Source organism: Salegentibacter sp. T436 (genome assembly GCF_001932675.1).
Lineage (GTDB): Bacteria > Bacteroidota > Bacteroidia > Flavobacteriales > Flavobacteriaceae > Salegentibacter > Salegentibacter agarivorans.
This window is the reverse complement of sequence record NZ_CP012872.1, coordinates 2,023,774-2,046,856: the sequence shown is the minus strand read 5'-3', so window position 1 is coordinate 2,046,856 and position 23,083 is coordinate 2,023,774. Positions and strand designations below refer to the sequence as shown.

The window sequence follows — 23,083 nt, the reverse complement described above, 5'->3', positions numbered from 1 at the left end:
TATAGAAACCCGTTGATTTTGATAGTCATATTTAAGCTTGTGCTTAGTTTACTGGTATTTTACGTTTATAAAACCTCATATAAAAACCAGTTGTATCTTTACCAAAACCTTTCTTTAAGTAGTATTCAACTGTTCTTTTTTAGTTTTCTTATAGATTTTATTTTCATCATAGTTTCCGCCGGAATTTATTCTCTGATAATATGATCTTCGAAATTGATAATATTGAACTTTATTTTGCCGACAAGCAAATTCTTAACGGAGTTTACTTAAAGGCTGAAACAGGAAAAGTTACCGGAATACTCGGTCCTAATGGCTGCGGCAAAAGCAGTTTGCTCAATATTTTCTTCGGAAGGCTTCAGCCCAGGCACAAATTGATTAGAATTGACAAGAAACCTTACCTGAAACCACTTTTTAAATACGGAATGGTAAACTATTTACCGCAACAAAATTTTATTCCGCCCAAAATGAAACTTGAAACCTGCTTTCAACTTTTTAAGGTAGATCTAAGGGAATTTTTAAAGATTTTCCCTGAATTTAAGGCCGCAAAAAACAATAAAATGCGAGAGCTTTCAGGGGGACAACAACGTGTAGTGGAAATTTATATTTGCCTAAATAGCAGAGCTAAACTTATTCTTTTAGACGAACCATTTTCGCATCTTTCGCCATTGTATGTAGAGAAAATTAAACATTTACTTCAAAAATTAAAGAAAAAAAAAGCCATAATTATTACAGACCATATGTATCGGCATATTTTGGATTCCAGCGATGAGATTTATCTTCTAAAAAATGGAAGTACACAGCTTATTAAAGAGGAAAAAGCTTTGGAAGATTATCAGTATTTAAGAGTTGGTACGTTTTAGATTTATAGCCTAAAAACAGAAAATTTTAGTTTAGGCTTTCTTCAACTTAAAGATTAAATTTCAGTATCAATCCCCTCAATGTAATTAAATTCTAAAGGTTTCATCCAGAAAAGAATAATTAAACCAAGGCTAAAAATATGAAGAAATCTATCGGGGTAATAAAATACAGGCATATCTAAATAGAAGGCTATAAAGAAATTCACATCAGAGAGCGCCAGGAAAAGTGCAGCTAGCAAAAAATAAGAACTTTTTTTGTTGCTGTACCTATTATTATAAGTAATTGCTGTTCCAACCAACATCATCGTTAGAATGGTAAAGCCCAAATAGGCCGGATCAAAATAATCGTACAAATGAACTTCTGGGACCATATCTAAGAGTTCAAACAATAGATAAATATTAATACCTACCACGGCCAGACCCAGAAACAATTCAAAAAATCTAAATTTTATAGCCCGAATTTTAGGAAAAACAATTAAAATCAACGCAAAGAAAATCAAAGATCTGGAAATAAAAGTTATAAAATTAAAGATTTGATTTTCGTAAAAAAGAAGCGCAATATCGCAAATCCAAAAGGAAAATAAAACATAATGAATTTTAGATTTAAAAGCCTGGAAAGACAAACTCCATAAAATAAAATACGAAGATGTTGCGACCCTTACCCACCTGCTGGCTTCTTCAGTAAAAAAATAGAGACTAAGTAAATTGAGTATAACCCAAGCAACGGTTGAGGCAAAAACAAATTTGGAGTTATATATATTCAATTTATTCGCCAATAGGGTATATTTTTAAAGGTAAGTAAAGAAACCTTAAAAACTTAGCTTGAAATTGTATGCAATCTATACTTTTTAAAAATCACTACTATCAATAAACTATAAGAAGTTTTTAATACTCAAATTTCCCAAACTCACTGTTAATAGTAAGTTTCTTTTCATCTGCAGCTTCCACCCTACCAACAATTTGCGCATCTACATTAAAAGATTTAGAAATAGCGATAATCTCTTCGGCAATTTCAGGATTTACATAAAGCTCCATACGGTGACCCATATTAAAAACCTGGTACATTTCTTTCCAGTCGGTTTTGCTTTCTTGCTGAATGAGTTTGAAAAGTGGTGGCACCTCAAACATATTGTCTTTAATAATATGCAAATTATCTATAAAGTGAAGAATTTTGGTTTGGGCACCTCCGCTGCAGTGCACCATCCCATTAATTTCATTATTACTGAATTTTGAAAGTATCTTCTTAATAATTGGTGCGTAAGTTCGGGTGGGAGAAAGCACTAATTTCCCAGCGTCTAAAGGTGAATTTTCAACTTTATCAGTTAAAGATTTAGTTCCGGAATAGATCAAATCTTCAGGAATATCGTTATCAAAACTTTCAGGATATTTTTCGGCTAAAACCTTAGAAAAAACGTCGTGGCGTGCAGAAGTAAGTCCGTTACTACCCATTCCGCCGTTATACTCTTTTTCGTAAGAAGCCTGGCCGGAAGAAGATAAACCAACAATTACATTTCCGGGTTTAATATTGGCATTATCAATTACGTCAGATTTTTTCATCCTGGCGGTTACGGTAGAATCTACAATAATAGTTCTTACAAGATCGCCAACATCGGCAGTTTCGCCACCGGTAGAATGAATCTCAACGCCGAAGTCTTTTAACTCGGTAATCAATTCTTCGGTTCCATTAATTATTGCTGAAATTACCTCACCCGGAATTTTATTTTTATTTCGCCCAATTGTGGAAGACAACATAATATTATCTACAGCGCCCACACAAAGCAGATCGTCTATATTCATAATTAGTGCATCTTGCGCAATGCCCTTCCAAACCGAAAGATCTCCGGTTTCTTTCCAATACATATAGGCCAGGGAAGATTTTGTTCCTGCACCATCGGCGTGCATAATTAGGCAATGATCTGCATACCCGGTAAGATAATCGGGCACAATCTTGCAAAATGCTTTAGGAAATAATCCTTTATCTACATTTTTAATTGCATTGTGCACATCTTCTTTACCTGCTGAAACGCCGCGCTGAGCATATCTTTTACTAACTTCCTGACTCATAATTATATTGTTGAAGCCCCAAAGATAAACAGATTAGCTTAGTCGCTGAAAGATTATAAAATAAAAAAAGCGATAGCAAAAAATCCGCTACCGCTTTCCCCCGAAAAGAAAAATCTTTATTCCCAGTCAGGCATCTTTGCATTAGAATATAATTCCTGCCTACTGGATGCTCCCCCGTTTTCAATAAGGGTTTGTTCTATAAACATTTCTGAAATCCCATCGTTAGAAGTATTTACATAAGTAACTTCGGCTTCACTTGGGGAAAACCTTGGATCTAAATCGTTTGTTCCTTCAGGTTTATCATCACTAATATCTGTACTTTGGTTGGTGTTGAAATTATAAATAAACATTCTGGAATTAAGTTGACGATAGTCGGCACTCTCATAACCTGAAACATCCCGGGTATACAAGAGTCTTTGGTTATCTACCGATAAATTTAAACCACCCAGAGCACCATCGAGTCCAGATATTACAGATTTTATAAAATTACCAGACATATCTATAGTATAAATTTCAGCATTATAACCGGTGGCATTATTTACTAACAATGCAATTCGGGTATTGTCATTACTAACATCAACCTCTGTTATAAACTTGCCGTTAGGTTCTTCATAAATTAGGCTTGTTCCGCCGCCGGTTACATTTACCCTGTATAGTTTTTCGAAATTTGGATAAACCAAACTAGCGCCATCGTTAGCCCAGGAAAAGTCTACTTTCTCGAGGTTAAAGCCGTTTACAGGAATGTTGGAAGTGATTTGCGTTTGAGCCGATCCATCTAAATTCATAGTAAAAAGATGGGTTTGATTGCCTACCGTTCTAAGGAAAGCAATTTTATTGGTACGATGATTTTTACGTGGCCTGAAACTGTTTTGACTGGCAGAAGTTAGCTGATATTCATTTCCGTTTAAATCTCGAGCAAATATTACATTATTGTTATTCATCTCCCGCACATACATAAACCTTGTTTTAGGAAATTCTAACGTATTAAAAGAATATACTTCACTTAAAACGGGATCGTTAAGGCTATCTGAAACCTTTACCTGCCAAAAATATTTATATCCATAATTTAATCCCTCAACTGTTTGTACAGTATCACGAAGTTCTGTAAACCGCATTACTTCGTTATTACGATCGTTTCTTATTTCAAGTTCGTAAGTAAGGGTATCGTTATCTGCATCCTGGGATTCCCAGGTAAAATCTACGGTGGTAGGTATTCCTTCGGCATTGCCCTGAGGTGTCAACAAAGTTGGTGCGTCGGGTTTTCTATTATTAGCATTTGCAGGTTGCATTTCAAAAATAACATTTACTTCAGCATTTGCTAAAACTTCAGCGCCTTCAAATTGGGTTAACAATCCTTCTTTCCTGGCCTGCACAGAATATTCATCTACAGGAACGTTTTCAATTATAAATTCCCCGTTCTCATCGGTAAAAACAGTAGAAGTTGCCGGTGTGGTTGAAATGCGTACATTTTCTATTGGTTCAAAATCACCCTCGGTCACTACGGTTCCGGTTATGCTTCCACTTTGTAAAGCATCAATCGTGTCTTCACTACACCCCACTGAAATGAAAATAAATAACAGCGGAAAAATATATTTTAGATTTTTCATTATTGATTGTTTAAGTTGTTATTTCTTTCACGTTTAGTTTTACCAAGGTGAAAATTAAGACCAATGCTAAAGTTGAAATAATGGTCGTTTCGCTTACCGTGAACAAACCGGTCCAGTTCGTCGTTAAACATAAGGTTATGCTCTGCAAAACCTCTTATGCCCAACTTATCGGTAATCATATACTCGAGCCCAAGGCCGTATTGAAGTTTAAAATGCGTTGAAGACATTCCATCAGGCACCTCATCGCTATCCAAACCAAAAACAACGCCGCCTCCGGCAGATAAATAAGGCCCAAAGGTGTCGTTAGGCAAAACATTATATTGTCCATTCACATCAATGCCTACAAACTTTTCTGAAAATGCGCCCTGATTTTTAAGCTCAAAAGCATTGGCTGCCAGATTCACAGAAAGGGAAGGGAAAATATTATTGGTATAATCTACTCTTAACATTCCACCTGCTTCAGCGTTGGAGAAATCCCCGCTCATTAAAGAAGTCCCTACATTAACTCCAATAGAACTGCCGGTTTTATCTATAAACTTGCGGTCATATAAGCTTTCCATCCCAGCATCTTCTTTTTCGGTATTATAGAGAGCGATTAATTCGTTTGCTAAAGGTTGCTGATCTTCTCTGGGAGTCCATAAATTATCCTGAATTCCCTCCAAAACCAGGGCTTCTACCCCTTTTTCTATAGCTTCGGTAACCGCTAATTGTACAGGCTCGTTTCGGGTAAAGCCGGTTTCAGCTTCCATTAAACGCTGAAAACTCACATATTTAAATAAGCTGGCATCTAAAGCCTGGGAAAGTATAGTTTTAGAAATGTAAACATTCTTTAAAATTCTTCCACTGGAAGTAGAAACAGCTCTTAGATAAATAGTCACCCTGTCCTGTCTATACTGGGTAGAACCACCAACACCAAAATACCTGGCACCTAAACCACCAGTAATAATATTGGTATCGTAAGATACTATACCTCCTTCCAGAATAATTCCTGCGTAAAGCAAAGGTGGAAGTTGCGGTTCATTGGTATTAGAATTAGCCCTGTATTCCTGGCGGGTAGAACGAATTATATTTCTTTCGTTTAAAAGGTTTCCTACGTTTTCTCTTTCTATGGTAGTAAACCATTTAGAGTCTTCAAGAGCTTTAATAAGAATTGAAGTAGCTCCCTGGGTTACGGCTGTACTAAAGGTACTCCCCATTTCTGAGGGTTTATACTGGCCGGTTAAATCTCTAAAATTATAGACTCCTACTACCACCGGTTCTTCGGGTAGAGGGAGATTTTTAAGGGCGGTTGTAGCATTTGTACTCTCCCCTATTCTAGCATCCTGATAGTCTACAGGTTGGTTAAAATAAGATCCGCAAGAACAAAACAGCACCACTACCCCCACTAAAATGGAGTATTGCAAAAATTTCATAAATAGGAGGTTTATTGTGGAACTATTATTTGAGTTTGCTCGCCGGTATTGGTATCAAGAATATTGATTACCAAACCTTCGTTAGAGGGAAAAATATCTATTGCCAAACTGCCAAAAGTATATTTTCCTTCCTGTAAACCTGCTTCGCCAAATTCTTCAGTAAATAACTGCCGGCCTACCTGGCCCAGTAACTGTGAATTTAAACTTTGGGTAAATTGTTCCATTTCAGAAAGTTCCTTGCGTGCAGCATCAGGATCTTCAAAAGAATTTTGTGATTGCGCACTGCTTAAAAGCCACTGGTAGTTAAATGTATCACCACCAAATGCGGGATTTTTAGGTGTATAAACCAATTCTTGAGCAGATATTGGGAGACACCAAAAAAATAATAGAATTAAAACTAATCTTTTCATAATCGGGGGGATTAAAAAATTAATATTGTGAAATCTTTTCGCTTCGGTTTTTTAGGTATTCCATATACCTATTCACCTGTTGTAAGGCCGTAACAGCCTGTTCTTTTAAATAGTCTAATTTTGGTCTGGTAAAAAATTCATAAATCACCTTATCATCTACCTTTACCATTATTTTTGTTGTTCGGCCAAAACTTATCATTTCTTCTATTTCTATCATTTTATTACCTTCTACAGGATTTAAACTGTATTGCTGGTAAAAAAAGTCGTAGAAATCTTTTCCGGGTTTCGTTTTTGTTCTTTGAATAACCATACTGGTTAATTCAATTCCTTCGTTTCTTTTTTCATAAGAGAGTTGGTTTTCTTCTTTTTCCTCTGTTTTCTCTTCAAATACAATTCTACTGGTACCCATAACCTCATCATCTTCGTTATAAATTATTAAAAGAATAATGCTGCGTTGTTGTGGGTTAATTGAAACTGTAGTTGAAGAAAGTTCCCGGGTTTCAAAAGGCTCTAAAGTGAACCGGCCCGTTTGAGAATTTTTGGAAGAATTATTATCTCCAGATGAAGTAATTACCGATAACTCGTAGTGCAAACTATAAGTAGCCTCGGTTAAATTTTTAGAAATTCCCGTAATCTCCAGGAGATTATCCTTATTATCATTGGTTTTAATAGAAGCTTCTACTTCTGAATTAAAATTTTGAGCTTCAGCAGAAACTGAAATTAAAAAAATAAGAACCAGTAAATTCAATGGTCCCGATATTATTTTTCTCAATGAAATCATTTAAAATTTCTTACAATTAAAGAGCGTGAATCACCATTCATATGAAATTTCAGATTATTTCCAATAGAATTAGAACCAAATTGTTCAAAATGATGGTTTTTCCCTTGCTGATTAAGCTCTAAACTTATTTCTTCTCCAGGACTGTTCACAAAATTGAAAGCCTTATGCCTGTCTCCATTTTGTACAATTGAAGATGAAAAGGTTGTGGCAGTAACATTAGAATAAATATTATTAAAATTTCCATTTTGAATGTAAACAGATTTATTCTCCTGGGCTCTTACCGAAGTATATACCTGGTTTCTATCTCCAATTTGATTTATGAAGACTTCATTATTTACCTGTTTATTCTCCTTTTGCACACTTGCCAAAAGATTTACTACAACCTGATTTTGAATTCGATTATGAGTTAAATTATCCTGGGCAGTTAACTGGAAATTAAAACAAAGCAGTAATAAAAAAGTGCTAAAACCAATACTTCTCATAAGATGAATTTTTAAATAAAAATAACCCGGACGCCTAAAATACATCCGGGTTATTTTCTATTTATTAATTAGTTTGCTGATGGAACTAAGTTACCCTGGTTAACCATTGAAGTGTTATGGTTTCCACTCTGGTTCACTAAGCTCATATGCATGCTACCACCTTGAGTAACAGTGCTGGCATTATGATTTCCAGATTGCATAGACCAGGACATATGGCGATCTCCTTTTTGTTCTACATCACTAGTGTTGTGATCTCCAGTTTGGGTTACGTAAGAATTACTTCCCCATCCGTTTTGGTAAACATCACTCTCATTGTGGTTTCCAGATTGAAAGGTATAAGATTCATGACTTGCACCAGTTTGAAAATCGTCAGCAGAGTTATTATCCCCAGACTGCGTTTGAATAGAAACATGGTTGCTGTTTAATTGCTCGATACTAGCATCGTTGCCGTTTCCAGATTGTATTTGCATAGCCACACCATTTACAGTTCCGCTTCCTGCACCATTTGTATATGGAGAATCTTGAGAAATTACAGCTTCGTTGTGGTTACCACTTTGATATTGCATAGAGAAATTCGCCGCTGGTCCTTGTAGACCATCATCATTCTGACCTGAAATAGCAGAGTTATGACTTCCGGTTTGAATAACAAAAGCTTCATTATACTCAGCTTTTTGATCTACATCAGCAGAGTTATGATCTCCAGATTGAGAAACAAAAGACAGGTTAGATAATCCTTGTTGATCTACATCAGATTGGTTATGATTACCAGATTGACCAACAAGACTTGAATTACTTTGAGCAAATGCAACTGCCCCAAACATTAGCGCGCTAGCGCAAAAAATCACTTTTTTCATAATAAAAAATTAAGGTTAAAAAAATATTTAAATTAAAAACTTACAATTTCACTTTGGGGCAAAACGAGTCTTCTTCATAACTATAATAAAACTATACTATAGAAATAGAATTAATGTTGGGGGCATAATGTGTAGGGAGTTAGAATTTGACGCAACCTTGGGGGGAAGGTTTAGGGGGGTGTTAAATTCTGATGCTAATATAGGATGGATTTTAGGACGAAAATATACTTTTCGATGAAGAGCTACATTTTTTGACAAGATGTGAAATGAATCTTAAAGGAATAATTATACGGGAAAACCCGTATGCACTTATTTGAATTAGTAGGAATTTTCTTATCCTCTTTATATTTTATATAATTCATTGAAAAGCAGATTCTAAATCTTTAGTTTTCAGTAGATTTATAAAAATTACAGTTATAAAAATTTTAAAAATTTAATAGGAAGAAATAAAATTATAGCCGCGCTCTAAAATCTTTAAAAAAGTTGAATTAATCGATATGGTGTGAAATTTCCTATAAAATTTATCCAAATAATAAGCTCATTTCAAAAGAAGACTAAAACACACATAAAGCACTGATTTATAATAATTTATAATTATTTTACAAGTCCCCGATAAAAATTGAAGAAATTCTGCGCTAAAAAGCAGTTTAATACACGCTAAAATAAAAATTGTAGGAAATAACTTATAATTCTTAATAATAATAAAGGTAGTTTCCGGTACGGGAAAGCTCCAAAAATGCGGAAATCCTCTTAAAAACAGAAAAAGTCTTCTGTAATAGAATTAAAATAATGAAAATAGTACTCAAATTAGGTAATTAAAATTTTTAAAATTAGTTCTGAAACAATCAAGTAGGGTGAAGATAATAAATATTTGAGCATTTATTATCTTCATCCCTCTTCCAGAACCGTGCATACGGGTCTCGTACACGGCTCATGTTAAATCTTATTCAGTACTGTTTGATAGTACTGATGCAAAGTATTCCCTTCAACTGTGTCCATTGCGTACAACCCTAATTCTGAGAAGTACTTATTGGGCAGGGCATAGTGTATTAAATTGGTGGAGGAGTTTCTCCATCGGGTTACCGATATCTTAAGAAAATTCCCCTTATAGCCCATACGCCTTAGTTGTCGGTGAAGAGGTTTCCAGCTTTTCCAGCTTTTCATCACCATCATTCGTAACCTTCTCCTGATCCAGCTTAAAAGATCCTGGAACAGCTTTTTGGTCAAGCCTATTCGGAAGTAATTGGCAAAACCCCTTAATAGCGGGTTCAGTTCTTTAATATAGAAAGCTATACTTTGCCCTTTAGTTCGAGGGGTTAGTAATTTTACTTTCTTTTTGAACCTCTTGATGCTTTTGTGGGATACCACTACTCCATAGGGCTTTATCACCACACCTAAATAGTGGATGCCTTCTTCAAGGTTTGTCAGACTGCTCTTGTTTTTATTCACTTCTAACCGAAGCTCTTTTTCCAGATAACTCGTGGCTTTAGCCATGTATTTTCCAGCTTGAGCTTTGGTTGGTGCAAACAACAGCACGTCATCAGCAAACCTCACCATTCGTATGCCTGAATTTTTCATATGCTGGTCGAATGCGTCCAGATAGATATTCATCAGAAGCGGTGAGATAATTCCCCCTTGTGGGCTCCCCTTCTTTGTAGGTGTGAAGCGCGCTCCATCAAGTGCGCCGGATTCTAAAAAGCTCCCTATCAGTTTAAGTATCTTTCCATCGCTTACCCGTTTGCCCACGCTTTGCACTATCAGCCGATGGTCTAGAGTATCAAAACATTTGGATAAATCCATGTCTGCTACATGATCCAGACCATAGTACCGACTAAAGCGCTCTGCTTTGGCAATGGCATGATGAGCACTTCGTTTAGGACGATACCCATAACTGGAGGGATGGAATTCGGGATCGAAGATAGGTTGCAACACATTAAGCAGCGATTGTTGTACAATGCGGTCTTTGATGGTTGGGATACCCAATCCTCTCTTGCTCCCGTCTGGTTTATCGATATAGACCCGCCTTACCGGCTGTGGCCTATATCTCCCCTCTTTCAGTTCCCTGGAGAGTTGGCACAAATTCTCCTCTAAAGCTGAACTAAAATCAGCTATACTTTGGTTATCCACTCCCTTGGCTCTGGAACCTTTGTTTTTCCTTACCTCACGGTAGGCTTGTTCCAGCCTCGGTAATGCATATACCTTGTCTATAAGACTGTACCATTTTCGCATAATGAAACTTTCTCTTCTTTGCAGTACGGTTTATTTCTTTAGGCAGAATTAGACAGATTGTTTGTTCATAAGGTATACTGTTGTCTTTAGCACTGTGGCAATCTATAACAGTAAAAGAAAATCTTACTACTCAATACTCGCGCGGATTAACAGCCAGAGTTAGCTCGTCACTCCTCTTTGCTGCAATTCCTCAGAATGTTTCAATTCCGATTGTCTTCGCTTATGGCTAATTCCTTTAAAGAACTTCCTGTACTTAATTTAACTTCGTCCCTTCGCATCCGCCACAGTTAATCTGTGACAGTCATTGCAACCGATTATGCGATTCTTGTGCAATGTCATTTGGGTTTTCTCCTCCACACTGTCACCAGTGCTTCTCAGGCCTAAATTTTCTCACTACTACGGACTCATCTGCCACCTGATTTTCCATAACAAATCCTTGTCTCTCGACTTGTTTCTGCTTAGCCTGGAAAGGCGAATAATCAGGCTTCCCCCGTTAAGCAAACATTCCTGTTAGTGAAGCCATCCGTTTTAACATATATTGCTATTCGGATTTTGGGCATCGGCACTTTTTGCAACCTTACCCCCAATATATGCCAGAATCGGTTCGATTTCTCTATGTTCCACTAACTTGCTAGGTCTTCCTTCACACCCCACCGTTGCCAGTGACGCACTTGACTTTACATTGCTCTTCCCTCCGATCAGGTGAGCGGGCTTTCTTTCAAGTCCCGGAATTGTTTGCATGCAGGGCAAACAAAAAACCACGTGTTTGCACACGTGGTTTTTATAATTATATATTTAAAATTACCTGGTAAAAAGTAACTCTCTGTACTTAGTTAACGGCCATAGCTCATCATCTACCAGAAGTTCCAATTTATCACAGTGGTATCTTATTTCATCAAAATAAGGCTTTACATCATCACAATAAGCGAAGGCTCGTTTTTCAGAATCTTCTATCTTATTAGCTACTTTCCTGGCCTCTATCATAGCTTTAACTCCGCTATTGATCTTAGCAATATGTTCAGAGATCTCTTCAATGAGTTCCAGTTGCTCGTTAGAATGTTTCTTGAAGTCTTCGTTATAAATATGCTTCAGGCCTTCTACATTCTCTATAAGGATATTCTGGTAACGAACTGCAGTTGGGATAACATGATTTCTGGCAATATCTCCAAGGATTCTACCTTCAATCTGGATTCGCATCGCGTAATCTTCAAGTTCAATTTCGTGACGCGCTTCAAGTTCCACTTTGTTCATCACCTTCATTTCTTCATAAAGAGCGATTGTTTTCTCAGAAATTTGAGCTTTTAAGGCTTGTGGAGTCGTTCTATTATTACTTAAGCCACGTTTTTTAGCTTCCTTCTCCCAGGCTTCACCATAACCATCTCCTTCAAAACGAATGTTCTTAGATTGCTTGATGTATTCTCTAAGTACATTAAAGATAGCATCATCCTTCTTCATTTTCTTGCCTTTAATCAACTCATCAACTTCAGATTTAAAGTCATTTAGTTGTTTGGCCATAATGGTATTAATAACCGTCATTGGGTTAGCGCAATTTGCAGTAGAACCAACAGCTCTAAATTCAAATTTATTACCGGTAAAGGCAAAAGATGAAGTACGGTTACGATCGGTATTATCCAGTAAAATTTCCGGAATCTTACCTACTACATTAAGTTTTAGCTCGGTTTTTTCCTGCGGAGATAGTTTTCCGTCGGTTACCTTTTCTAATTCATCCAATACTTCGGTTAACTGAGATCCAATAAATGCTGAAATAATTGCGGGCGGTGCTTCGTTTGCTCCCAACCTATGATCGTTAGATGCACTTGCAATAGCTGCTCTTAACAATTCTTCGTTATCATGTACTGCTTTAATAATATTAATGAAGAAAGTTAAGAATTGAAGGTTCTTCATTGGTGTAGAACCCGGTGCTAATAAGTTTGTCCCGGTATCTGTGGCTAAAGACCAGTTGTTGTGTTTACCACTACCGTTAATACCTGCAAATGGCTTTTCGTGAAGAATTACCTTAAAGTGGTGTTTTTCGGCAATCTTGCTCATAATATCCATAATTAATGAATTATGGTCTACGGCAAGGTTACCTTCTTCAAAAATTGGTGCCAGCTCAAACTGGTTTGGTGCAACCTCGTTATGACGTGTTTTCACCGGAATACCAAGTTTCATACACTCAATTTCCAGGTCTCGCATATAGGCCAATACCCTTGAAGGAATTGAACCAAAATAGTGATCGTCTAATTGTTGTCCCTTTGCAGGAGAATGTCCCAACAAAGTACGCCCTGCCAAAGAAAGGTCTGGACGCGTAGCGGCCAAAGCAGAGTCAATAAGAAAGTATTCCTGCTCCCAGCCTAAAGTAGCGGTTACTTTTGTAACATTTTTATCAAAATATTTAGCTACGGATGTTGCTGCCTGGTCTACAGCTTGTAATGCTCTTAAAAGAGGTGTTTTATAATCTAAAGCTTCACCTGTATAAGAAACAAAGATCGTTGGTATACAAAGCGTTGTTCCCCAAAGAAAAGCTGGAGAAGTAGGATCCCATGCAGTATAACCACGGGCTTCAAAAGTATTTCTAATTCCTCCACTTGGGAAACTTGAGGCATCTGGCTCTTGTTGAACCAAAGCTCCGCCACCAAATTTTTCTATTGCAGAACCATCGGCCTGAGTTTCAAAAAAGGCATCGTGTTTTTCAGCCGTTGCGCCGGTTAATGGTTGAAACCAGTGTGTATAATGGGTAGCTCCTTTTGAAATGGCCCATTCTTTCATCCCAGTAGAAATGTGGTCTGACACTCTACGGTCAATTTTCTTACCGGTTTTTATAGCTTCCATCACATTTTCGTAAGCTTCCTTGGTAAGGTATTGCTTCATGGAGGCTTCGTTGAACACATTTGTTCCAAAAAGCTCAGACCTTCTGGCCGGCTCTTTAATCTTAACCGGCTTGCGGTTAAAGGTTTCTTTTAAAGCTTCAAATCGTAAAGTTGACATATTGGTGTGTTTGATAAATTTTAAATTTCAGCTACCAAATGTATGTATTTTTACAGACACCCCGTTAAAAATCAAGCCTCTGATTTAAATTTTTATGTATTTATTAATACACCCCCTTAAAATTAACCCAAAAATGCAAGACCCGTAAAAATTACATAGCTTACGAATAAAATCACACCTTTATACCTGTTGAAAAGAAAGCGTTTTGGTAAAAAAGCTAGCGGAGCAATGGCAAAAGCAATCCCAATCATCCAGAAAATGTCGTTGGTAAGTATTTGATCTGACTGAATATAAATAGGTTGAATCATTGCGGTGATTCCCAAAACCGAAGCAATATTAAAAATATTAGATCCTATAAGATTCCCCAGGGAAAGTGCTTTTTCCTTTTTTAAAGCTGCAATAACCGATGCTGCCAGTTCTGGTACACTTGTTCCAATTGCAATCATAGTCACAGAGATTACTCTTTCACTTACTCCCAACATTGTTGCCAGGTCTACAGCACCATCTACCAGTAATTCTGAACCTCCCCAAAGTGCCACGCCTCCTATTAGTAACCAGATAATCATTTTAAAATTTGAAGTCTCTTTAAGTGAGTCGTCTATTCCCTCAACTGCAATTTCAGTTTTTCTACGAGACCTTCTTATTAATAAAATTAGAAAAACGATAAGACCTATAAATAATAAGAGACCTTCCAATCGCGAAATATGTCCACCGGTATATAAAAAGTAATAAAGTACAATAGAGAAAAGCATCATTGCCGGCCAGTTAAACCGGTAAAACTCCCTGTCTACAGAAATTGAGGTAATTATGGCGGTAATACCCAGTACCAAACCTAAATTGGCAATGTTAGAACCTATCACATTTCCCAGGGAAATATCTGAAAAACCATTTAGTGCAGCCTGTAAACTTACCAGAAGCTCGGGAGCCGATGTAGCAAACGATACCACCGTTAAACCAATTACCATTTTGGAAATATTGAACTTAAAAGATAGCGCTACAGAAGCTCTAACCAAAAATTCTCCACCTACTACCAACAAAACAAGCCCAATAAGAATAAAAACAATACTCATCTAATTTTTTTTGCGAAGATAAAATAATCCTGTGAGCTAAACTTAAAAGCATCATAAATCAAAAAGAAACTACTTAATTAGTAATTAAACTATATTTTTCGTTATATTTGAAATAACCAAACAAAATCAAAATGAAAAGATTAACTAATAAAGAGGAAGAAGTGATGCGTATTCTCTGGCAATTGGAGAAAGCATTTGTTAAAGAAATTATTCCGCTCATACAGGATAAAAAATATCATTACAATACAGTCTCAACTATTGTAAGACATTTAGAAGACAAGGGCTTTGTTGGCCATACAGCTTATGGAAATACACATCAATACTATCCCATAATTTCTAAAGAAGAATACAGGAAACACATTATGAGTCTCACCTCAAAACGTTTTTTTGATAATTCTTATAAGAGCATGGTTTCCTTTTTTGCTAAAGAAGAAAAGATTAGCGCAAGGGAACTTCGCGAAATCCTGGAAATTATAGAAAAGGAGAATAAAGAATAACTTATGGAAGCATTCTTAACCTATCTTCTTAAAAGCGCCGGTTTGCTAAGTATTTTTTACCTGGCCTATATTATTTTACTAAGAAAGGAAACCAGTTTCCAGATAAATCGTAATTTTCTCATGGTTGGAATTTTAACTTCAGCAGTTCTACCGGCAATTTATTTTACCCGGAAAGTGATGGTAGAAGCTAATAACTTTCCCTTCCACGAGTTTCCTGCAAGCACAAATATTACTTCAGAAAATATAGCATCCAATTTTGGCGCCTGGGAAGTCCTGGGTCTTGCTTATTTAAGTGTTGCCCTGTCTTTCCTAACAAAAATTTTTGTGCAGCTTTTCAACATTTGGCAACTTATTAAAAAAAGCCAAATTCATAAAATAGATGGTTTTAATTTTCTTACAACCAATACTACGGTAAGTCCGTTTTCATTCTTTAAATTCATTGTTTATAATCCTGCGGCGCATTCAGAAAAAGATTTGCAAATGATTTTGCAACACGAAAAGATACACGCGGCGCAATGGCATTCTATAGATATACTAATAGCAAATCTTACTACCGCCCTACTTTGGTTTAACCCGTTAAGCTGGTTGTATAAAAAAAGCGTTGAACAAAATCTGGAATATATAGCCGACAGGGAGACGGTGGCTATTTCGGGGGCAAAAAAATCTTATCAGCAGGCTTTGGTAAAAGTTTCAATTTCAAATTTACAACCTGCACTTACCAATCATTTTTACCAGTCATTTATCAAAAAACGAATTCTTATGTTGAATAAAAAATCATCTCAAAATACCGAACTTTGGAAACTAAGCCTTGTTTTTCCATTTGTCCTGGCTTTTATGCTCGCTTTTAATGTAAAGACCAAGGCCCAAACAAAAAAATCTGAAAATCCTGTAGAAACTGTTCAAGTAAATAAATCAGTTTCAGCTACAATTACAAAATTTTCTAAAGAGGAAGGTCTGGAAAAAATTTCTGGAATTTTTCAGAAATTCAATGTTGAACTGGAGTTTTCAGAAATTAAATATTCCAACGAACTACTTACCGGTATAAAAGTTTCCTTCTTAAACAAAGAAACCAACGAAACCGGAACTTTCTCAACCAACGATACAGAAGGAATTGAATCTTTTGAAATCTTTACAGATAAAAAAGAAACTGGTTTTAGGAAAGCCAATACCCTTTTGGAAAAAGGCGCTATATCTTCTAACGGAAGTGCTTTAGGTAAACTAGGGAAACATCCCTTATATATTATAGACAGTAAGAAATATACTTCTAAAGAATTAGACGGGAAACACCTTGATATTTCTAAGCAAGGAATAAGTATTTCTTTAGCTGAGGAAGCAAAGGCAAAATATGGAAATGAAGCCGAAAACGGAGCAATTATTGCCAATAATGCAAGAATCATCGATAATTTACAGAATGAATTAAAGAGAATTGATAAAGAGGATTCTGAAACCAAACGCGAATTCTTACAAATAGAACACGGTAGATCACCGAGTTTAATTTCCCTCCAAACTAATTTTAAGGGGAAGAAAAAAAACAAAAATAAAAAGTTACGCGAAAACTCTAAAAATCCTCAAGAAATCCCCGGCGATCCCCTTTATATATTAAACGGTGAAAAAAGTAAGAAAGAAATTGTTGAGTTAATAGATAAAGATCTTATTAAAAGTGTAAATGTTCTTAAAGGCGAAAACGCAACTTCTCTTTATGGGAAAGACGCCAAAGATGGGGCGGTGATTATTACTACCGGGGTTTTGGATAAATCTAAAAAGAAAACTGAAAAAAAGGTGATAAAAACCCAAGCTCATTCAGTCGGATTTCAAACATTCAAAAAGAAAACAGATTACGAAATAATAACCGGCAAAAGTTTAAGTTTTTCTAATTCCAAAGATATAAACGCTTTTCATAAATATGAAGAAGATAAAAAATCAGATAACTCAACAGGCTATACTGTTAAGGCCAATATTTTCACGAATGGGCATAAGCAAGCTTCGCCTCTAGTTATAATTGATGGAAAAAAGGAAAGTGCAGAGTTTATGGAAGAAAAACTACAACCCGAAGATGTTGAAAAAATTAATGTTCTTAAAGGTACAGTTGCTTTAGAAAAATATGGAGAAGATGCCGAAGACGGGGTTATTGAAATTACTACTAAAAAAGATAAATAATAATTTTTCTTTTGATTTAAATTTGAATTTAAAGGCAGGTTAATTCCCTGCTTTTTTCTTTTACCTGATTTTCAATATCTTTGAAGTAAACCGCTTTGAGGCAAATTCAGGAAGAATTGAATATATGAATATTGAGGCAAACCTCAGCGCATTTAAATCTCGATTATCGAGTAAACCAACCAAAAATGAAAAAGAAATTTTTTAAAGCACTTTCTAAACTTAACAAGAAGGTTCTGCCCAGCTACACTAAAAAAGAACTGGATCTAAGAAAAGCCAGTAAAGTACAAATGGCAATTATTGGCTGGAAATCCTGGGTTACCAGGAATTCTTTAGACTAAAAAAAGCCCTTAAGACAATTCTTAAGAGCTTCCTGTATATATTCAAGTTTCCCCTACTTACTCATTTTTTTAGCTTTTTCTTCCAGTTTTTTCACATCAGTAGGATACGGATTTTCTTTTAAGGTTTTTGCTAAATGCACCAGGTTGTGAGCCATAAGTAACATCATATTATTGGTGAATTCGTGTTTATTCCCTTCGGCTTCAATATAACTTGGCCCGGGCCCGGCTTCACCCACATAATAGCAAAATCCGTTTACGGGAACAGTAAATCCGTGCTCAGAGAGGTCAAAAACCATACTGGAAATTGCTTTTTTAGCACCGTCTTCATTCCCATCTACCATAACTCCGGCTACCTTATTATAAGTTGGAAATTGCCCGTTTTCTTCGCTTCCCTCTTCCATTATTCCATCAAAACGTTCGGCAACCATTTTAGCCACGGCACCCCGATCTCCACGCCAAATTGGAGTAGCTAGAATTAAAATATCGGCAGCTTTTACCTTCTTTAAAATTTTAGGCCATTCATCTCCATTTTCTTCATCAGAGGTAACTCCAAATTTTACATCATGGTCTACTACGCGAACAATTTCGGTAGAAACATCAAGGCCTTTAAAAACCTTTTCAGCTTCTTCAATAAAGGCTTCGGTATTAGATGTTTTGGGAGATTTTTTAAGTGTACAATTCAAAAATAAAGCTTTCAGTTTCATAATTTAGATTTTATGGTTTACTATGCAACTTATTAAAAAGGGAGACTTAAAGCAGTTAAGGCTTGGTTAAACCTACCTTAGTGTTTTGTTAGAAGCCTTATATTTATGATAAAGTATTAATTATGATGAAAAAATACCTTTTACTTAGTATTCTTTGTTTTTCGGTAATTAGCCTTAATTCTCAATCCTGGAAAACTCTTCCTGCAAATGGAGAAGCACAGGAACGCCACGAGAATGCTTTTGTACAGGCAGGAAAGCGGTTTATTTTAATTGGAGGTCGCGGTAATAAACCAATTGATATCTACGAAACCGAAAACCAAAAATGGAAAAAAGGAGCACAACCTCCCCTGGAAATTCACCATACACAGGCCGTGAGCCTGGACGGACTTGTATATATATTAGGCGCATTTACCGGTGGCTGGCCAGATGAAGATCCTATTCCTAATATTTATATTTACGACCCCTTAGAAAATTTATGGGTAAAAGGACCCGAAATTCCTGAAGACCGTAGACGTGGTGCTGCCGGCGTTGCAATAAAAGATAAAAAAATATACCTAATAAACGGAATTACTAATGGGCATACTTCCGGTTGGGTAAATTGGTTTGATGAATATGATGTTTATAAAAATAAATGGAAAATACTTCCAAATTCGCCTAATGAACGGGATCACTTTCAAGCAGTAATAACTGGGGATATACTCTTTGTTGCCGGCGGAAGGAAATCTGGAAGTGTTGAAGGAAACGGATTTGCCGGTACAGTGAAAGCCACAGATATCTACGATTTTAATGCGGGAAAATGGAAAACCATTTCTGAAATTCCTACGCCAAGAGGCGGCACGGCAGTTGGACTTTTAGATAATAAGCCTGTAATTTTGGGAGGTGAAAGTGATGCCCAGGAAAAAGCGCACAATGAAGCTGAAATCTTTAATTTTGCTGATGGAAAATGGGATAGCCTGCCTCCATTAAAACAAGGCCGGCACGGCACCCAGGCAATTACCATTAATAAGCAAATTATTATTGGTGCCGGAAGCGGAAATCGAGGTGGTGGCCCAGAGTTAAATTCGTTTGAAGTTTTTGCCAAAGACAATTCCCTTAATTTTAGTACCGATGCTATTCTGGCAGGGGAATTAAAAGCATCACAAGACAATCTTGATTTTTCAAAACAAGAAATAAAAAGTCTTAGAATTTCTCATAAAGGAGGTAACCAGGCTATTATAATTACCGAAATAAATATTAGTGATAATTTTAGTATTGTTAATAACAAAAGTCTCCCATTCATTTTAGCCCCACGTTCAGAATTTGAATTAAAAATAAAAGGAAATCAAAATCCCGGAGAACTGTTTATTAAAAGAGCGGGTAAAAAAGAAGACCTTAAAGTAAGCTTGAATAAGAATAACGAGAAGTAACCCCTTAACCTCATTATAAAATGGAATAAATTTGCATCCCAAATAATATAATACCGGGAAACCTAATCAAAAATAAAGCAAGAACAAGCGTTAAAATTTGATTAAACCCTAATGAAAAATTCTTTTGAAAATTATTTTTGCATATTATGGAAAATCACTTTTTAAACTGCATAGTATTACTTAATGAGCAAAACTAAACCAGGTACTCCGGTAAAAAGACTTTGGAATTTACTAAAATTAGACAAGCGCGATGTAAGTCATATTTTATTTTATGCACTTTTCGCGGGTTTATTAAATTTGGCAGTTCCCCTGGGTATACAGGCTATTGTGAATTTAATTCAGGGAGGAAAAGTTAGTACCAGCTGGGTAATTTTAGTGATTTTAGTTACGCTCGCAGTAGGTTTGGTTGGAGTTTTTGAGTTGCTACAACTTAGACTGGCAGAAAATATTCAGCAAAAAATATTTACACGTTCCAGTTTTGAATTTTCCTACCGTTTTCCCAAAATTAAAAGTGAAGCTTTACAAAATATCTATCCGCCAGAACTGGCAAACCGTTTTTTTGATACCCTAAAAGTTCAAAAAGGAGTAAGCAAAATTTTATTAGATCTCCCGGCGGCCACAGTCCAGGTTGTTTTTGGAGTTATACTGCTCTCCCTTTATCACCCATTTTTTATTTTATATGGACTATTACTGGTATTATTAATTTATATCGTCTTTAAATTTACCGCTGCCAAAGGTTTAAAAACCAGCTTAGACGAATCTAAAAACAAATACCAGGTAGCTCACTGGATTCAGGAGGTTGCCCGAAACTTAAACAGTTTTAAAATTTCTGGCCGAAGCAAGCTGGCGCTGGATAAAAACGATAAACTTACCGAAAAATACCTGAGGGAACGGGAAGAGCATTTTGGCGTTCTTAAAATTCAGTACATTAAACTTATTATTTTTAAGGTTTTGGTAGCCGGTGGTCTCCTGGCTATTGGAGGAATGTTGGTTCTAAACCAACAAATGAATATTGGTCAATTTGTAGCCGCCGAGATCATTATTCTCTTAATTATTTCTTCCGTAGAGAAAATGATACGAGGCCTTGAGGATATTTATGACACCCTTACCTCGCTGGAGAAACTGGGACAGGTAGTAGATAAACCCTTAGAACCTTCAGAAAATCAAAATTCTGTAAACGCTTCTAATGGTATTAAACTGGAATTTAAAGATGTGGCATTTGAGCCGGAAGGTTATTCGGTTTTAAAGGGAATTAATTTTGTAGTGAACCCCGGAAAATCGCTTGTAATTACCGGGCCGGCAGGAAATGGAAGAACCAGTCTTTTAAAACTCATTTCAGGTATTTTTAGTCCTACAAAAGGTAAAATTTATGTAAACGATCTCGCCCGGCACACCCTTGTTTTAAATGAATATCGGCAATATCTAGGGACTTTATTACCCGATGAAATTCCGTTTGAAGGTAGTCTTTGGGAGAATATAACTTTTGGAGATGAATCTATTTCAGACCAGGATATAGATTGGGCTTTAGAACAGGCTGGCTTAAAAGATTTTGTAAAAGAGCAAAACAATGGTATTTATACTCAAATTCATCCTGAAGGTAGATATTTATCTTCCCTTATTTCACAAAGAATTATCCTGGCCAGGGCTATTGTAAATAAGCCTGCAATACTTATTTTAAAAGAACCTTTTACGAAATTTGAACCTCAGGAAAAGAAAAGGATATTAAAGTTTTTAACCGATCCGCAGCAAAAATGGAGCTTAATTGTAGCCAGTAATGATGATTTATGGAAAGAAATTTGTGATGAGCGCCTGGAATTAGAGGATGGTAAAATCGTTAAATCCCTGTAGATATGCTGAATATTTCTGAAGAAAAATTAAACGAGCGTATAGATATTTCTGACTCTAGATCGGGGAAATTCGTTTTTAATAGAAAACACTACACTATATTTAATAAGGTGCTAATTGGCCTTTTTTTATTATTTATAATTATTCTCTTTTTACCCTGGACACAAAATATAAGATCTAGTGGAAATGTTACCACGCTAAGCCCGGAACACCGCCCACAAACCATACAATCTCCCATCCCCGGGAAAATTGAGCAATGGTATATTAACGAAGGGGATTTTGTAAATAGAGGAGATACTATTTTAAGAATTTCAGAGGTGAGTAGTGATTATTTTGATCCTTTATTAATCAATAGAACTTCCAGCCAAATAGACGCCAAACGCCAATCGGCCGACTCCTATGACGAAAAGATAGAAGCACTTAGGCAACAATTAGAAGCGCAGCAGCAAGAACGGGAGTTAAAGCGAAGTATGGCCACTAATAAACTGGCGCAAGCCGGCTTAAAGGTTCGTAGCGACAGTATTAAACTGGAAGCAGCAAAAACCGAGGTAGAAATTGCCAAAACGCAATTTGAACGTATGCAAACCCTGCAAGAAGAAGGTTTAAAATCTTTAACCGATTTGGAAGCGAGGCGTTTAAGATTGCAGGAAGCCCAGGCCCAACTAATTGCGCAAGAAAATCAACTTTTAGCCAGCCGTAATGAAGTAATAAATGCTGAAATTGAAATAAACCGAATTTCTGCTGAATACGCTGATAAAATTTCTAAAACCAGGCAGGAAATTTTTACCACTCAAAGCAACCAATTTGGTACTCGCGCTGAAGTTGATAAACTTCAAATTCAGCTTTCAAATTACCAACAGCGTAGCAATTTATATTATATTCTTGCACCCCAGGATGGTTACGTAAATAAAGCTCTACGCGCAGGTTTAGGTGAAACTTTTTCACAAGGAGAGCAATTAGTAGGTATAATGCCTTCCAACTATCAAATGGCGGTAGAAACGTATGTTAGGCCATTAGATTTACCACTTATGCATGTGGGCGAAGAGGTTCGTATTCAGTTTGATGGTTGGCCCTCAATAATTTTTAGCGGCTGGCCCAATCTTTCTTATGGTACTTATGGTGCCGAAGTAGTTGCGGTAGAAAATTATATTTCAAAAAATGGTAAATACCGTGTTCTCCTCGCCCCTGATCCCGATGATAATCCCTGGCCGGAACAAATAGGAATTGGCAGTGGTGCGCAAACTATAGCCCTCTTAGAAAATGTTCCTATTTGGTATGAATTATGGCGAAACTTAAACGGTTTCCCCCCTAACTATTACGAACCGGGAACCGGTGACAATACTGAATCTCAAGCGGCAAAAAGTAATAATAAAAAGTAGCCA

Annotated in this window: 19 protein-coding genes; 7 read left to right on the top strand and 12 right to left on the bottom strand. The window is 36.4% G+C overall.

Annotated features, from left to right (window positions below; translation table 11 throughout):
• Positions 1 to 200 precede the first annotated feature (200 nt).
• Positions 201 to 860, top strand: a complete 660-nt coding sequence (locus tag AO058_RS09040) for an ATP-binding cassette domain-containing protein (protein ID WP_075326141.1) — start codon at positions 201 to 203, stop codon at positions 858 to 860.
• Between the two features lie 53 nt (positions 861 to 913).
• Here the strand turns inward: AO058_RS09040 and AO058_RS18355 are convergent, their stop codons facing one another.
• The 11 genes from AO058_RS18355 to AO058_RS08980 form a co-directional block, all read right to left on the bottom strand.
• Positions 914 to 1,246, bottom strand: coding sequence for a hypothetical protein (locus tag AO058_RS18355; protein ID WP_143083684.1), 333 nt, complete (start codon positions 1,244 to 1,246; stop codon positions 914 to 916).
• 496 nt (positions 1,247 to 1,742) lie between these two features.
• The gene (locus tag AO058_RS09030) at positions 1,743 to 2,921 is read right to left on the bottom strand and encodes an AIR synthase related protein (protein WP_075326139.1); all 1,179 of its coding nucleotides are present in this window, start codon (positions 2,919 to 2,921) and stop codon (positions 1,743 to 1,745) included.
• Positions 2,922 to 3,037: 116 nt separating this feature from the next.
• Positions 3,038 to 4,528 (bottom strand): carboxypeptidase regulatory-like domain-containing protein, encoded by a 1,491-nt coding sequence (locus AO058_RS09025; protein WP_075326138.1) that lies wholly within the window; start codon positions 4,526 to 4,528, stop codon positions 3,038 to 3,040.
• Positions 4,528 to 5,940: a CsgG/HfaB family protein gene (locus AO058_RS09020; protein WP_075326137.1), complete on the bottom strand. Its 1,413-nt coding sequence runs from the start codon at positions 5,938 to 5,940 to the stop codon at positions 4,528 to 4,530. The genes AO058_RS09025 and AO058_RS09020 overlap by 1 nt, the downstream gene beginning before the upstream one ends.
• A gap of 11 nt (positions 5,941 to 5,951) precedes the next feature.
• Entirely contained in the window at positions 5,952 to 6,350 is a 399-nt protein-coding gene (locus AO058_RS09015; RefSeq protein WP_075326136.1) for a curli production assembly/transport component CsgF, read from the bottom strand.
• A 19-nt stretch (positions 6,351 to 6,369) separates the two neighbouring features.
• Positions 6,370 to 7,122, bottom strand: coding sequence for a curli-like amyloid fiber formation chaperone CsgH (gene csgH / locus AO058_RS09010; RefSeq protein ID WP_177195729.1), 753 nt, complete (start codon positions 7,120 to 7,122; stop codon positions 6,370 to 6,372).
• A 5-nt stretch (positions 7,123 to 7,127) separates the two neighbouring features.
• Positions 7,128 to 7,613, bottom strand: a complete 486-nt coding sequence (locus tag AO058_RS09005) for a hypothetical protein (protein ID WP_075326134.1) — start codon at positions 7,611 to 7,613, stop codon at positions 7,128 to 7,130.
• 68 nt (positions 7,614 to 7,681) lie between these two features.
• Positions 7,682 to 8,434 (bottom strand): hypothetical protein, encoded by a 753-nt coding sequence (locus AO058_RS09000; RefSeq protein ID WP_177195730.1) that lies wholly within the window; start codon positions 8,432 to 8,434, stop codon positions 7,682 to 7,684.
• A gap of 969 nt (positions 8,435 to 9,403) precedes the next feature.
• Positions 9,404 to 10,696 (bottom strand): group II intron reverse transcriptase/maturase, encoded by a 1,293-nt coding sequence (gene ltrA / locus AO058_RS08995; RefSeq protein ID WP_075325137.1) that lies wholly within the window; start codon positions 10,694 to 10,696, stop codon positions 9,404 to 9,406.
• Between the two features lie 801 nt (positions 10,697 to 11,497).
• Positions 11,498 to 13,684, bottom strand: coding sequence for a glutamine synthetase III family protein (locus tag AO058_RS08985; RefSeq protein WP_075326132.1), 2,187 nt, complete (start codon positions 13,682 to 13,684; stop codon positions 11,498 to 11,500).
• Between the two features lie 122 nt (positions 13,685 to 13,806).
• Entirely contained in the window at positions 13,807 to 14,754 is a 948-nt protein-coding gene (locus tag AO058_RS08980; protein WP_075326131.1) for a calcium/sodium antiporter, read from the bottom strand.
• A 131-nt stretch (positions 14,755 to 14,885) separates the two neighbouring features.
• On the opposite strand from AO058_RS08980, the gene AO058_RS08975 reads away from it, so the two are divergent.
• The 3 genes from AO058_RS08975 to AO058_RS08965 all read left to right on the top strand — a co-directional run bounded on the left by AO058_RS08975 (position 14,886) and on the right by AO058_RS08965 (position 17,746).
• Positions 14,886 to 15,251, top strand: coding sequence for a BlaI/MecI/CopY family transcriptional regulator (locus tag AO058_RS08975; RefSeq protein ID WP_075326130.1), 366 nt, complete (start codon positions 14,886 to 14,888; stop codon positions 15,249 to 15,251).
• 3 nt (positions 15,252 to 15,254) lie between these two features.
• Positions 15,255 to 17,408, top strand: coding sequence for a M56 family metallopeptidase (locus AO058_RS08970; RefSeq protein WP_075326129.1), 2,154 nt, complete (start codon positions 15,255 to 15,257; stop codon positions 17,406 to 17,408).
• A gap of 185 nt (positions 17,409 to 17,593) precedes the next feature.
• On the top strand, positions 17,594 to 17,746 hold the full coding sequence (locus AO058_RS08965) for an SsrA-binding protein (protein WP_075326128.1): 153 nt from the start codon (positions 17,594 to 17,596) through the stop codon (positions 17,744 to 17,746).
• Positions 17,747 to 17,799: 53 nt separating this feature from the next.
• On the opposite strand, the gene AO058_RS08960 is transcribed toward AO058_RS08965, so the two are convergent.
• On the bottom strand, positions 17,800 to 18,450 hold the full coding sequence (locus AO058_RS08960; RefSeq protein WP_075326127.1) for a flavodoxin family protein: 651 nt from the start codon (positions 18,448 to 18,450) through the stop codon (positions 17,800 to 17,802).
• 122 nt (positions 18,451 to 18,572) lie between these two features.
• Here AO058_RS08960 and AO058_RS08955 point away from each other — a divergent pair, with 122 nt between their 5' ends.
• The 3 genes from AO058_RS08955 to AO058_RS08945 all read left to right on the top strand — a co-directional run bounded on the left by AO058_RS08955 (position 18,573) and on the right by AO058_RS08945 (position 23,080).
• Positions 18,573 to 19,856: a Kelch repeat-containing protein gene (locus tag AO058_RS08955; RefSeq protein ID WP_075326126.1), complete on the top strand. Its 1,284-nt coding sequence runs from the start codon at positions 18,573 to 18,575 to the stop codon at positions 19,854 to 19,856.
• A 183-nt stretch (positions 19,857 to 20,039) separates the two neighbouring features.
• Positions 20,040 to 21,704 carry a peptidase domain-containing ABC transporter gene (locus tag AO058_RS08950; protein WP_075326125.1) on the top strand — a complete coding sequence of 555 codons (1,665 nt, stop codon included), beginning with the start codon at positions 20,040 to 20,042 and terminating at the stop codon, positions 21,702 to 21,704.
• Positions 21,705 to 21,706: 2 nt separating this feature from the next.
• Positions 21,707 to 23,080 (top strand): HlyD family secretion protein, encoded by a 1,374-nt coding sequence (locus AO058_RS08945; protein WP_075326124.1) that lies wholly within the window; start codon positions 21,707 to 21,709, stop codon positions 23,078 to 23,080.
• The last annotated feature ends 3 nt before the right edge of the window (positions 23,081 to 23,083 follow it).